The 12,965-nt window shown below is 40.6% G+C and carries 14 protein-coding genes; 3 read left to right on the top strand and 11 right to left on the bottom strand.

The features are described from left to right. A partial coding sequence (locus H540_RS0114770; RefSeq protein ID WP_028401327.1) for an RNA-guided endonuclease TnpB family protein occupies nt 1–643 on the bottom strand: 643 nt, incomplete at its 3' end. A gap of 266 nt (nt 644–909) precedes the next feature. On the opposite strand from H540_RS0114770, the gene H540_RS29780 reads away from it, so the two are divergent. Then, nucleotides 910–1,242 (top strand): YolD-like family protein, encoded by a 333-nt coding sequence (locus H540_RS29780; RefSeq protein WP_034671067.1) that lies wholly within the window; start codon nt 910–912, stop codon nt 1,240–1,242. 52 nt (nt 1,243–1,294) lie between these two features. On the opposite strand, the gene H540_RS32150 is transcribed toward H540_RS29780, so the two are convergent. The 6 genes from H540_RS32150 to H540_RS0114735 form a co-directional block, all read right to left on the bottom strand. Next, nucleotides 1,295–1,420 (bottom strand): YjcZ family sporulation protein, encoded by a 126-nt coding sequence (locus tag H540_RS32150; protein WP_081415143.1) that lies wholly within the window; start codon nt 1,418–1,420, stop codon nt 1,295–1,297. Between the two features lie 376 nt (nt 1,421–1,796). Continuing rightward, entirely contained in the window at nt 1,797–2,477 is a 681-nt protein-coding gene (locus H540_RS0114755; protein ID WP_051317122.1) for an FHA domain-containing protein, read from the bottom strand. Nucleotides 2,478–2,608: 131 nt separating this feature from the next. Further along, nucleotides 2,609–2,770 (bottom strand): hypothetical protein, encoded by a 162-nt coding sequence (locus H540_RS33235; protein ID WP_155891033.1) that lies wholly within the window; start codon nt 2,768–2,770, stop codon nt 2,609–2,611. 249 nt (nt 2,771–3,019) lie between these two features. After that, complete coding sequence (locus H540_RS35195) at nt 3,020–3,142, bottom strand: hypothetical protein (RefSeq protein WP_425388125.1); 123 nt, start codon at nt 3,140–3,142, stop codon at nt 3,020–3,022. Nucleotides 3,143–3,193: 51 nt separating this feature from the next. Beyond that, complete coding sequence (locus tag H540_RS33230; protein ID WP_155891032.1) at nt 3,194–3,337, bottom strand: hypothetical protein; 144 nt, start codon at nt 3,335–3,337, stop codon at nt 3,194–3,196. Nucleotides 3,338–3,494: 157 nt separating this feature from the next. Next, complete coding sequence (locus H540_RS0114735; protein ID WP_028401325.1) at nt 3,495–4,601, bottom strand: alpha/beta fold hydrolase; 1,107 nt, start codon at nt 4,599–4,601, stop codon at nt 3,495–3,497. A gap of 342 nt (nt 4,602–4,943) precedes the next feature. Here H540_RS0114735 and H540_RS0114730 point away from each other — a divergent pair, with 342 nt between their 5' ends. Both H540_RS0114730 and H540_RS0114725 read left to right on the top strand, forming a co-directional pair. Next, nucleotides 4,944–5,381 carry a GIY-YIG nuclease family protein gene (locus H540_RS0114730; RefSeq protein ID WP_028401324.1) on the top strand — a complete coding sequence of 146 codons (438 nt, stop codon included), beginning with the start codon at nt 4,944–4,946 and terminating at the stop codon, nt 5,379–5,381. Nucleotides 5,382–5,546: 165 nt separating this feature from the next. Beyond that, a complete protein-coding gene (locus H540_RS0114725) occupies nt 5,547–6,773 on the top strand; it encodes an aminopeptidase (RefSeq protein WP_028401323.1) in 1,227 nt (408 codons plus the stop codon). Between the two features lie 609 nt (nt 6,774–7,382). Here H540_RS0114725 and H540_RS0114720 read toward each other — a convergent pair. From H540_RS0114720 to H540_RS0114705, 4 genes are all read right to left on the bottom strand, one after another. Continuing rightward, complete coding sequence (locus tag H540_RS0114720) at nt 7,383–8,435, bottom strand: GGDEF domain-containing protein (RefSeq protein ID WP_028401322.1); 1,053 nt, start codon at nt 8,433–8,435, stop codon at nt 7,383–7,385. Between the two features lie 1,197 nt (nt 8,436–9,632). Further along, nucleotides 9,633–9,836: a YbdD/YjiX family protein gene (locus H540_RS0114715; RefSeq protein ID WP_028401321.1), complete on the bottom strand. Its 204-nt coding sequence runs from the start codon at nt 9,834–9,836 to the stop codon at nt 9,633–9,635. Further along, the gene (locus tag H540_RS0114710; RefSeq protein WP_028401320.1) at nt 9,829–11,904 is read right to left on the bottom strand and encodes a carbon starvation CstA family protein; all 2,076 of its coding nucleotides are present in this window, start codon (nt 11,902–11,904) and stop codon (nt 9,829–9,831) included. The genes H540_RS0114715 and H540_RS0114710 overlap by 8 nt, the downstream gene beginning before the upstream one ends. A gap of 121 nt (nt 11,905–12,025) precedes the next feature. Continuing rightward, nucleotides 12,026–12,739: a LytR/AlgR family response regulator transcription factor gene (locus tag H540_RS0114705; RefSeq protein WP_028401319.1), complete on the bottom strand. Its 714-nt coding sequence runs from the start codon at nt 12,737–12,739 to the stop codon at nt 12,026–12,028. Nucleotides 12,740–12,965 lie beyond the last annotated feature (226 nt).

Genomic DNA, 12,965 nt, shown 5'->3' with positions numbered 1-12,965 from the left:
GTTTTTCTAAGGCCTGCCGATAGAAACGAGGGTAATTAGCTTTCTTACCTGTTTCACTGTCTACAAATAAGCCATTCATAGAAAAGTCTAACCCCACAATGTGTTGCACTTCTTTCGAAACGGATTGATGCTCATATTCCGTAAGAATAGAGACATAATACTTGTCCGTTTTTGTACGAGAAATCGTACAAGATTTGATGATATGGTGGGCAGGAATATTTCTGTGCTGTTTGATTTTAACAAGTTTTAGCTTCGGTAATTTGATATAGCCGTCCAAAAGCATGATGTTTCCGTTCACCACGTTTGTTGTATATGATTGTCTTGCTTTCCGGTTCTTGTATGTCGGAAATGCCGCTCTGCCCTCAAAAAAGTTTTTGTACGCCTTTTGCAGATTCAACTGAGCATTTGCCAACGCAAGGCTGTCTACTTCCTTAAGCCATGTGAACGCATCTTTGTATTTGGCAGGAGTAGGAAACTTCAGCTTCTTTAAAGTTTCTTTGTTCTCTTTGTGTTGTTCGTATGTTTTTTTGTGTTCTGCAAGCATTTTGTTATAGACGAAACGAACACAGCCAAAGGTTTTCGCAAGAAGAACACATTGTGTAGCTGTCGGGTAGATTCGGAACTTATACGCTTTGTTTGCCATATCATTTCACCTCGCTTTACGATTGTTTGATAAGCTAATTTTACCATAATATGTAATAAACAACAAGAACAAACGTTCTTTAGGCTTGCGCCTAATCGAAATTCATCTCCCCCTTACCGTTGGGCTACGCCCTTCACACGCTTGGAGAGGGAGACTTCTTTCGGAAAATCGTTAAAATCTATATTTTTACAGTTTACCTCTTGCATATGCAGTTCTTGGAGCGTTAAAATAAGAACAAACGTTCGTTTTAAAGAGAGGCGATAATCGTGGGACAAAGGACGGCAAAATGGAGCGCAGGGATATTCATACCGAAAGAAGCTGAGCAACTGAAAGAGCTTCCGGTAAATGCAAAGAGAGAGGCAAGATCATATACGAGCAAGGAGCACATTTCCTTTCCAATAATGATTTGCGAAGCGATGAAACATAACAAATATCTGTATTTTGATTATCGGCAGCACGGTATCATCCTGCACATGACGGGGCAAGTCCACTATTATAATGAAGACGATAACCAGCTTCATATTGTCGATATAGCGGGAAGAGCGCGCTATTTGGATGCAGGCGATATCGTGCATCTTGAGATATTGAAGGAATGGTAAGCAAAGCAAAAGGCCCTTGCTTGATACAAGGACCTCATATAGTTTTTTATGTTTAGCCGCAGCAGCCCGAGAAACTAGCTCCAATAATAATAAGAAGAATGAATAGTACAACTATTAAAGCAAAACCGCCATAGCCGTAGCCACCTCTGCCATAACCTGGATAACCATAACCATCCATAGCTTCGTTCCTCCTTTTTACGACTTGATGCAACAGGGAAAAAATATGTGGGACTACATACTATGAATTTATAGTACTTTTGAGCACGTACGATGCAAAATGGGCGTTTTCATTAAATCTCTTGAAACTATTGCACAAGCTATATATGAGTGAATTATAATTTCGACATGTCCATGTGCTATGTGCAACGAAAAGGGAGTATCTCTCTGGTTTACCCTTGCATGAACCACTACAAAGGTTTGACCGCTCCCGCACGCCGCCGGATGATCTCTCCCCACTATCAACGGTTTTTTTATTCACTTGTATATATATTTTTTATGTTTGGACAGTTCGCTAAACTCTTCGTTTTCATTTTTTGTAATGTTACATATAGTTTTCATATATCCCTAGACATCCTAAAACCTTTTCTCAGTATAGATTCGATTTTCAAATGACCCTTTGTTTTTGCTCTAAGACGATAAATAAGCGAATTGATTTCTTCTGTTCCTACGTAGACCTCACTGTCAAACAGCTTTCGCTCAGGCCAAACTGTGTGAATAATGTGCTCTTTCGGAACAAATTCGCCTAAGTGCTCTGCCAGCACCTTGCAGCACGCATATTCTTTTTGGGATAATATAATGCGAATGTCGTTAATATGAATAGTTTGAGAAATATCATCGAGCTGCACCCTCTCTTTATGCAGGTGATAAGAAAGCAGTACAGCAGAAAGTTCCATCGTCTCTTCCAAATCCTTTTCCACCTTCAGCTCGATGAGTCCGTTCGCTAAGGTGATACAATCTGATTCCTTAATAGGATATGCTTGATGCGGAGTAAGCTTTTGATCATTCAATTCCGTGCCGTGTTTGCTTCCTAGGTCTGTAATCGTAATCGCATCAGAGACTTCTATGACACAGTGCTGGCGTGAAACAAATTGATTATAAATAGAGAAATCAGGCTCAAATAATGGATTGGCTCGTCCGATGATAGTTTGCGGTTTTTCAAGATAAATATAGGCTCCTGATTGCGAAGGATCCCCATGTCTTAGAATCAATTTATATAAGGTTTGATATTGTTTCATATTCACATTCCCCAATTTGTTCAGTTTTCTAAATCAATCCGGAAAGTTTCGGCAGTATGGATTGGCTCGTAAGACCCCCCATCTGATAACTGACCTGTTTTAAATTCTATATATGGCAGCGAAGCAGGCTCTTATGCAAGCAGCGGGTCGATTGTCCTGCTCCGAATTTCGCCAGGCTGATAATCCTCTCTTGTTACATCCATTGTTCCCATGAGAGTGTCATCGGACAAAATGAAGCTTTGACTCGGGATATGATAATGCAGCTCATTTTGTCTCTCTTTTGTAAGCTGCACGCTGGTATTCTCTGCGACCTCGGGTATTTCTGGTTGAACTGCCTACTTTTTAGTTTGCTTCACGTCATACCAGAAGCAGATGAACAACCAAACAGTGGAAGTATCATGATAGCTAATATACGGTTTTTTATCTCGTTCCCTCTTTGAAAATAATACCGCTTTTTCAGAAATATACTACAAAACTAGGATGGAGGAAACTAAAATACTAAAAAGCCCCATTTTCAGGAGCTTTTGAGTGGCATCATTGTCTTATTTAGAAGCATGTGCTGTGTTGTAAGCATCGATGACTTCCCAAGTGTACGGAAGCAGCTGGTAATCTCCCCAGCTTTTGTGTTCTAGGATAACCAGCTTTGCTTTAGGGTATTTATTCATCAGCGTTTCCATCGATTTTTGTATATGTAGTATGCATCCAAACGTTTTTGTTTACCTTTTCAGCTGAACCATGCCGTCATCGCTCGAGACTTGCGTTTCCTCTTTTAAAGGTTCTGAGGATGCTTTTTGCATGTACCATTCAATGCCGCGTGCCACCAGAAGAAACATAATCACACCGATAAAGAATTTTCTCATACGGCTTTCCCCCTTAAAAATGCTTTGTACACTATGCATTGTAAGAGAGAAGGTTTTTCGGCTCAATGGACTGATAATGATAATTCTATAATAATTGTCAGTCAATTTCTGTTTTATAGATTAAAGACGTTTTTTTATTCACTTGTATATAGGTTGCCTAGCTTTTCAACCAGTCTCTAACCTGCTTTTCAAATAAGTGTGTATCCAGTACGCCTGCCATATGGCCGTTCGGGCTTCCAAAACCATAAAAAGAAGCAATTTTGCCCAGATGCTGTAATGTTTGAACAGTTTGTTCGCTGTATTGGGCCGGCTGTAAAAAATCTTCATAGCAAGAAATAAGCAGCACCTTCGCCTGTATACACTGCAGCGCTTCTTCTAAAGAAGAAAAGCCGTGCGCAATATCTTGAAGCATCGTGGCCCGGCATGCGTAAAGCCAATGATTCGCATCACAATACGCAATATTGCCGAGCACTTTGTCATACATGTCTTGTTCATAGGAGGTTTTCGCAAAGAGAGATGTGTACGGCAGTCTCTCTTCACTATTGCGCGGGAAATTCTTTTCATACCACTCCGGTCCAAAAGCACCGGTATACATCATTTGCGCAGCCAAATGAAGCCCCTCGAGCGGCTCTAGTCTTCCGTAATAATTTCCTTCCTGCCAATGCGGATCCAGCTGAATAGCACGAATAGCGTGCTGCAGAACGTTGAATGATGTAATAATAGGACTTTGCGCATTTGTAATAACCCCGATGCACCTCGCAACCATTTCTGGTTCGGCAACAGCCCAGTGCATAGCGATCATTCCTCCCGCAGAAGGGCCGATTACAGCGTGCAACCGCTCAATACCAAGCATGTGCAGCAGCTCTTTTTGAATCCCAACCATATCCCGAAACGTAAAGAGAGGAAAACTCATACCGTACGGCTGGCCGTTTTTTGGATGAATTGAAGCAGGGCCTGTTGTAATGACCATTGGATTTTTCCATTGCACATTGCTCAAGTTATCCATGCATATGACATAATACTCATTTGTATCAATAGCCTTATTCGGCCCAATCAGACCGTCCCACCAGCCTGGAGACTCATCGTCTTCATTATATTTTCCTGCCGCATGACTTGTGGCGCTGAAGTAGTGGCAGACTAAAATGACATTATCCTTTTGTTTGTTCAGCTTTCCGTATGCTTCATAACCGAGCTGAACGGGAATAGATTCACCGCATTCTAAACAATAGCTTTGCAGGCGAAATGATTGCTTTTGCACAAGCATCGCAGCTCCTCCTACTCTATAGTTTATCTAACACAACAAAACTGTAACATTATAATATATAGACAATCCAAAATTCATTTACATATAATGAAAAACGATATGTATCTCTTTTTCTGTTTTATGTATGAAAAACCTCCTGCTGTTCACGGTAAATTTAACAGAAAGAAGAGGTAGTCTTTTGAAAAAATTTATACTTGCTATGACTGCTCTTATTCTCCCATGGAAGAACGGTCCAGCTTCCATGATATGCGGTGCCGCGAATTGCTGCATGTATGGCTAACGGAACGGGTTACTTTAATAAAGAAAGGATTTTTAAATGGTATAATTATCCTAAAAAATGAGGTGAAGGTAATGACAACCGTACATATTAGATGGTTTGGAGCATATAGTCTTGATGATTTTTATAATAGAGAAATAACTTTAAATAAAGGTATATATGCAATTTATAGAGTATATGGCGGAAAAGAAACATTGCTCTATATAGGAAAAACTAAAAGAAGCTTTATGCAGCGGATAAATGAACATAACAAAGATTGGCTTGGGAATGTAAGAGGGCAGATAAAAATTAGATTGGGAATATTAGAATTCCCGAATGGCGGAAAATATTCTGAAAAGAAATTAGCAGACGTTGAATCTCTTTTAATTTTATGGCACAGCCCAGTAGAAAACACAAAATCTTTAGAGTATTATAGAGGTCGGGTTAAGTTAGAAGTTATAAATATGGGAAGAAAAGGGTTAATTGCTAAAAAGGTTTCGACAGAAGACCTAGTATGGGCATAAATGAAAATTTTTGTTGAACTAACGAGGCGCAGTTGAGGAAGACAGACAAAAAAACGATATACGTTATCAATATCGAACAGAGCCTAAAAATTACATATTTCCCGTTCCTTTTCTTCCTTTTTTTGTATAAAATGAAATTACTATAAGTAAAGGGGGCACCTATCTATGTTTGAATCAAACTTAGAAAAATATGCGCAATTAGCTGTTGAAGTCGGGATTAATATTCAAAAAGGACAAACCTTATACATTACTGCTCCTATTGAAACAGCAGAATTCGTTCGTCTTACAGCAAAAAAAGCGTATGAAGCAGGTGCAAAGCATGTGTACGTAGATTGGGTTGACGAAGCTTTAACGCGTTTGAAATATGATTTGGCACCGGAAGAAGCTTTCTTTGAATTCCCGTCATGGAAAGCACAGGAAAAGGAACAATTGGGACAAGAGGGCGCGGCTTTTCTCTCCATCTACGCTTCAAACCCAGATTTATTAAAAGGCGTAAAACCGGAACGAATCGCAAACGCGACAAAAGCTGCCGGACAAGCCATGCAGACATTCCGTTCCTATATCACTTCCGATAAAGTAAGCTGGAGCGTCATTTCCGTACCGACAAAAGAATGGGCTGCAAAGGTGTTTCCGGACGCATCACCGGATGAGCGCATCGAGAAGCTTTGGGATGCTATTTTTCAAGCAACTCGCGCAGATTTAGAAAATCCTGTAGAAGCTTGGAAAGTACATAATGAAGAGTTAGAAAAGAAAGTACAATACTTAAACAGCAAGCATTACAAGGCTCTTCATTATCAAGCTCCGGGAACAGATTTAACAGTAGAGCTTCCGGACAAGCACATCTGGGTAGGTGGAGGCAGCCGCAATGAAAAAGGCGTACCGTTCGTCGCAAATATGCCGACTGAAGAAGTGTTCACCATGCCTTTAAAAACAGGCGTAAACGGCTATGTGACAAGCACAAAGCCGCATCCTTATAAAGGGAACGTCATTGAAAAATTCCAATTAACATTTGAAAACGGGCGTATTATCTCCTACACTGCCGAAGCAGGTAAAGAAACGCTTGACCTGCTTGTGAATGCAGACGAAGGCTCCCGTTATCTTGGAGAAATTGCACTTGTTCCGCATAATTCTCCAATCTCTAACACGAATATTATCTTCTACAACACATTGTTTGATGAAAATGCCTCTTGTCACTTAGCAATCGGTAATGCCTATGCCTTTAACCTTGAAAGCGGCAAAACAATGACAAAAGAACAATTGGAAGAACACGGCGCCAACTCAAGCATTACGCACGAAGATTTCATGATTGGTTCTGCAGAAATAAATATTGACGGCGTGAAAGAAGACGGAACACGCGAACCAATTTTCCGTAATGGGAATTGGGCGATATAACAAGAAAAACGGAGCCTTCGAGGTGCCGATCCTAAGATTCTCCGTCCTAAAAAGCACTTTTTGCTTTTTTCCCGCTCTAAGCGTCCGTAACAGGATTGCTTAGACAAGATGAACAAACGGACGCTAAGAGCCTGATTGATTCAACTAACATCCATGGAGGAAAAATCACCTCCACGGATGAAGTTTCATCTTATGTGGCAGAGGTTCTTAGGTGGCAGCACCTAGCCGGCGGAGTTAGACATAGCTCAAATTTTATAATTTCTTATTATAAAAACCAAGGAAGCATTCCCTTGGTTTTTTATAGTAGTAATAATAGCTTGCTAATCTGTTTCGCTCGGCCTTCTTGCTATTTCCCCCGCTGCACTTCGAACAAATGCACTTCAGCTCCTTTTCTCGGTTCAATTCATTATCCATATATAATATGAACCTCCCCCACTTACTGTTACACACCATTCACACGCTTGAAGTGGGGGTATTCTCACCTAATTTATGATAAAAGTCCTCTGCTCGTGCAAAGGACTTCAGTTCAAAAGCTTCTGCTAATCATTGATAAGATTTCAGCTTCGCTTCAAAATCATGTGTAATCATAACAAGCATGAATTCATCTTCTTAAATAGCATTGACTTGATTTCTGCCGTGCTGTTTGGAGTAATATAAAGCCGTATCTGCTGCCTCTATAAACTCATGAGGCGTAAACTTGTATACGGAAGCACCGACAGATACGGTCAACGTAAGCGTTCCTTTTTCCGGAAGCAAAAACGTATAATTCTCAATCTCCTCTCGGATACGTTCGCCTAAATCTACTGCTTCCGTTAATGTAAACGAAGGAAGCAATATCGCAAACTCCTCTCCGCCTTTTCGAAATGCCAGATTAGGAGAAGGTGCCTTATCCTGTAAAATTTTTCCGACTTGTCTTAAAACAGCATCTCCTGCAGGATGTCCGTACGTATCATTTACTTTTTTAAAATAGTCAATATCTATCAGCATTAAAGAGAGAGCTTCCCTATGTTCCTTACTTTTTACAACATAATGATTTAACATATCATCAAATTGCCGTACGTTCTGTAAACCGGTTAAAAAATCAATTTTCGCATTACGTTCCATATTTCTGTATAATTCATTAGATTGATATGCATAACTGGCACTAATAAAGGTAATATATCCGGCTGCTATACAGATGAGCAAGTAGACAGCAGAAATAGAAAAATCGCTGCCTGTACGGATTAAAACCGCTAAAACAAGAAGTAAACAATATACATTTAACCAAAACCAGCGCTTTTTGAGATGAGAAAAAAAATATGAGATAACGGCACAGCCGAGCCCGCCCATGAGTGCGATGGTAGCTCCAAGAACAGCCGAATCTGAAAAGCCAACTAACACAAGCCGCATGGTTCCAATAATCAGAGCTGTAATTATACAAGCGACAGGGCCTCCGTAAATAGCTGCCAAGATGATAGCGAGATGCCGTAAATCGAGGAAAACATGTTCAAGGTGCAGGCCGAATTGAATTAAAATAACACCAAGAATTCCGCACACAATTCCTAACATTAATTTTCCCTTGTAAGATACAGACTGATGTAGGGGTTGATTTCGTGCAACTTGACCGCCTACAAAAATAAAAGAAAGTAAAATTGTTAAGTTTACAAACAGTTCCCTGACCATTTCATAATCTGCCTCTCTATGTTATATATTCTATTATTTTCAAAGCGCTGTATACTATATAAGTCCACTTTGTTATTCCGACATATCTATCGTTTGCCACGTAGAACAAAAGGGAAACTGCGCTCGCTCGCTCGCTCTCTCTCTCTCTCCCTGCATGGACCACGAAAAGGGTTTGACCGCTTCTATGCTTATTCGGATGCTCTCTCCCACCTAAAAGAAAAGTTTTTATGTCGATTTTTTTAATTGCATTTATATAAATAAATTCGGTTATATAAATTTTTATGATGCAATAAAAGATACTGTAAAATAATAGAAAAAATTCTCATCTCATACACTTATCTATATATAAAAAAATTATAATTTCTATATGTCCATGTGCTATGTGCAACGAAAAGGGAGTATGGTATGCTTCTTCTCTCTGCTTTACCCTTGCATGAACCGCTACAAAGGTTTGACCGCTTCTGCACGTCGCCGGATGCTCTCTCCCCGCTATAAATAGACGGTTTTTTATTCACTTGTATATAATACAAAAAATATATATTTTACAAATTTTTGAACACCTTCCTTATTATACCTTACTTATATATAATTTCTACTTTTTAATTTTTAATTTTCATTCTAAAAATGCACCTGCGATATTTCTTATATTTAAAATCAGTAGCGTTGTATAAAACTGGTAAACATAAATTGACGAATTATTCAGGATACATTTTTATGCTCACTAATCCAAAAAAGAGAACAACCATTCAAAAGGTGGTCTCTACCCATTTGGTATTTTTATACAGCGAAAGACTTTCCATCCAAATCAGCCGTTTCAATTAAACGAAGAACATTTTCCATACGATTTTGCGTTGTCCCCCACTAAAACCATGGAATCTTTTAAGATGGAACTATCTTTTAGTAATGAAAAAGATGCAAGATTACCAAATGACGAAATTAGTGTATGCTTGTCCATAGATTTATCCTTTATTTTAGATTTAGACAGGAAACCACCTGTACAACCATTATAAAGGATTTTTTTATACCCTTTTAAATATCAGAATATTGCAATTACACAAATACAACGCTAGTGATTTAAAATGAACCTCCCCCACTTACCGTTACACTACACCATTTACACGCTTGAAGTGGGGGTATTCTCGCCTAATTTATGATAAAAAAACAAAAAATCCGGCCCTCGGGAACCGGATTTTGTATTCAGCAACAGCGGGATATCTTTCCCTCTTTCGCATCAAATTTAGCTTTTTGTACATCAGCGAAAAACGCTTTTTCCGATAAAATCGGTTCTCCTGGATAACGCTCTTTCATGTGCTGCACATATTTTTCATAACTTGGAACACCAACCAATAAGCTGATAAATTCACGACGGTGCTTCAGAATATTCGCAAGGAGCTCACGCATAGTTGCGGACATCCTCTTCATCACGAGGCACGTAAGGAGCTTCCTTCAGCTCTACAGCTTTGTTTTGCAGCACCCTTATCCAAATCCTTACCGCCGAAACAAATACAGCCAATACGACAAGCATGAAGACTGTACACAATGCCGCATCCACGTAATCGTTTGTGATGATTTGCTTCATTTGATCCACGTTCTTCGCCGGCGCAAGCACTTTTCCGCCGTCCAACGCCTTTTGGAATACCTTCGCGTGAGAAAGAAATCCTATCTTCGGATTTTCGTGGAACAGCTTTTGATAGCCGGCCGTCATCGTTACAATGAGAATCCACGTTGTCGGAAGAAGCGTTACCCATACGTAAGCTTTTTTACCCATTTTGAACAAAATCGTTGTGCCAAGAAGAAGCGCGATTCCTGCCAGCATTTGGTTTGCGATACCGAACAACGGCCATAATGTATTGATGCCGCCGAGCGGATCGATTACACCTTGATACAGGAAGTAGCCCCATCCTAATACACAAAGAGTTGTCGCAATTACGTTGGATAAAGTAGAATCCGTTTTGCCAAGCGGCTTATAAATATTGCCCATAATATCTTGAATCATAAAGCGGCCGACACGTGTTCCCGCATCGATTGTCGTCAGAATAAACAGCGCTTCGAACAAAATCGCAAAGTGATACCAGAACGCCATCAAAGCCTTTCCGCCGATGACTTTAGAGAAAATGAATGCCATACCGATCGCAAGTGTAGGCGCTCCGCCCGTACGGGACAAGATCGTTTGCTCCCCTACATCGCTTGCGAGTGTTTTCAGGTCGTCCGGCGCAACAGTAAAGCCCCAGGTGCCGATTGTTTTGGCTGCTTGTACCGCATCAGTGCCGATTACAGCGGGAGCGCTGTTAATGGCAAAGTATGTGCCAGGCGTCAATACGCACGCGGCGATCAGTGCCATAATCGCAACGAAGGATTCCACTAGCATCGCGCCATAACCAATCGGACGGGCATGCAGCTCGCGTTCCATCATTTTCGGTGTTGTACCGGATGATACCAATGCATGGAATCCCGATACGGCACCGCACGCGATGGTAATAAATAAGAACGGGAAGAGGTTTCCTGCGAATACAGGGCCTGTTCCGTCCACAAATTTAGAGATTGCAGGCATTTGCAGGTCCGGCGCCACGATGAGGATACCGAGTGCCAATCCCACGATCGTACCGACTTTCAAGAAGGTGCTTAAATAATCACGAGGCGCAAGTAACAGCCAGACCGGTAAAGCGGAGGCGATAAAGCCGTATGCGATCATCATGAGAGCGATTGTTTCGCCTGTAAACGTAAACATTTTTGCCAATGCTGGATCTTCCGCCACATATTGTCCGGCCATGATGGAAAGCAAAAGAAGCACAACGCCGATCAAAGAGGCTTCTCCTACACGTCCCGGGCGGATATAGCGCATGTACAGTCCCATAAAAACAGCAATCGGGATTGTAGCTGCGATTGTGAACATACCCCAAGGGCTTCCCACAAGAGCTTTTACTACAACGAGGGCCAATACCGCTAATAAAATAATCATGATTCCTAAAATGCCGACCATTGCGATAAGGCCCGTAACAGGTCCGATTTCTTCTTTAATCATTTCCCCAAGCGATTTGCCGTTGCGGCGCGTTGATGCAAATAGAATAACAAAGTCTTGTACCGCGCCAGCCAATACTACACCAACTACAATCCAAATCGTTCCCGGCAAATATCCCATCTGCGCTGCCAAAATCGGTCCTACAAGCGGACCTGCACCGGCAATTGCCGCAAAGTGATGACCGAATAATACCCATTTGTTTGTCGGAACATAATCCTTTCCGTCATTTAACAGCTCCGCAGGTGTTTTGCGGTTATCATCCAACTGGAATACCTTTTGCGCGATAAATTTACTGTAGAAGCGATACGCAACAGCATATACAGATACTGCTGCTACCAAAAGCCAAATTGCATTAATCGTTTCCCCGCGATTCAATGCGAGTACAGCAAATCCAGCTGCTCCAAGCGCAGAAATGACTCCCCACAATAAAATAGATTTAAAACTCTTCAAATAAGCTTCCCCCCTAAATGTTTCTTAGGGGAATTATACTAAATTTTCAGAATTATTAAATAAACTTACCCTTATGATGAGTTTATTATGCAGTAACATGTCTGAAGAATTTCATGACCTGTTAAATCTCCAATCTGTGCCGCAAGCTCTTCACATAATTGCGGCTTACCGGGATTGGTTCGTTGTATTGTTCTACATATAAGTTATAGGTACCGTTATAATACGGCTTGAGTGATTTTACATACAGCAAATTAATTAAATAGCTTTTGTGCACGCGAAGGAAATGATACGCGATGAGTTTTTGTTCAAGCTCCTGTAACGTATATGTGGAGATATAATGTTCTTCTGTGGTATAAATGGAAACGGTCTTATTTTCTTTATTTTTGCTTACATATACGATTTCTTTTGGAGATATATAAGAAATGCCTTCCTGACACTCAATGGGAAGCTTATGGCCAAGAGTATTGCGCCGATTGCGATGTTCTTTTTGCATTAAATAAACAAGATACTCCAAATCATCTTGCTGAAACGGCTGCAGCAAATAATAAAAGGCGCGCAAACGAAATGCCTCTACTGCATACGCAGCTTCTTTTCCCATAAGAATCAGTTCTGTTCGCAAGTCTAATTGATATAACAATTCCGCTATTTCCAATCCGCTTTCGCCTGAAAGGTGAACATCCACAAATAAAAAATCCGGTTCATGCCGCTTGGCCATCTTTATAGCTTCTAACCCTAATTGCGCTTCTAGAAACTCTGCTTTTACTTCTCCTTGTCTGAATGCATGCTGGATTTCATTCCGATGCTCTGCTTCTTCACTGACAATTAAGATTTTCATCTCCTGACCACCCAATCCTTTCCATGATGACAACACTACTTAATACATTCGACCTAAAATGACAAATTCCTTTTCTAACATACAAAAAATGCACCTTTTCTTGTATTTATATACGAATAAGAACCAAACGTCAAATCCTTTTTAAATGGGCGCAGAGTACAGTAGCCCCTCTATGTCTGTTCACCAGGCACATAAGCTTGGTTTTTTATTGCATACTGCGAACAGA

It is taken from the genome of Ectobacillus panaciterrae DSM 19096 (assembly GCF_000430785.1).
Lineage (GTDB): Bacteria > Bacillota > Bacilli > Bacillales > Bacillaceae_G > Ectobacillus > Ectobacillus panaciterrae.
This window is presented reverse-complemented; position numbering and strand designations above follow the sequence as displayed.

What these genes read in the sequence shown, in the direction of transcription:
- H540_RS32150 (WP_081415143.1), bottom strand. Translation starts at nt 1,420, where the DNA reads ATGGATGGTTATGGTTATCCAGGTTATGGCAGAGGTGGCTACGGCTAT.
- H540_RS0114755 (WP_051317122.1), bottom strand. Translation starts at nt 2,477, where the DNA reads ATGAAACAATATCAAACCTTATATAAATTGATTCTAAGACATGGGGAT.
- H540_RS35195 (WP_425388125.1), bottom strand. Translation starts at nt 3,142, where the DNA reads ATGAATAAATACCCTAAAGCAAAGCTGGTTATCCTAGAACACAAAAGC.
- H540_RS33230 (WP_155891032.1), bottom strand. Translation starts at nt 3,337, where the DNA reads ATGAGAAAATTCTTTATCGGTGTGATTATGTTTCTTCTGGTGGCACGC.
- H540_RS0114735 (WP_028401325.1), bottom strand. Translation starts at nt 4,601, where the DNA reads ATGCTTGTGCAAAAGCAATCATTTCGCCTGCAAAGCTATTGTTTAGAA.
- H540_RS0114725 (WP_028401323.1), top strand. Translation starts at nt 5,547, where the DNA reads ATGTTTGAATCAAACTTAGAAAAATATGCGCAATTAGCTGTTGAAGTC.
- H540_RS0114720 (WP_028401322.1), bottom strand. Translation starts at nt 8,435, where the DNA reads ATGGTCAGGGAACTGTTTGTAAACTTAACAATTTTACTTTCTTTTATT.
- H540_RS0114715 (WP_028401321.1), bottom strand. Translation starts at nt 9,836, where the DNA reads ATGCGTGAGCTCCTTGCGAATATTCTGAAGCACCGTCGTGAATTTATC.
- H540_RS0114705 (WP_028401319.1), bottom strand. Translation starts at nt 12,739, where the DNA reads ATGAAAATCTTAATTGTCAGTGAAGAAGCAGAGCATCGGAATGAAATC.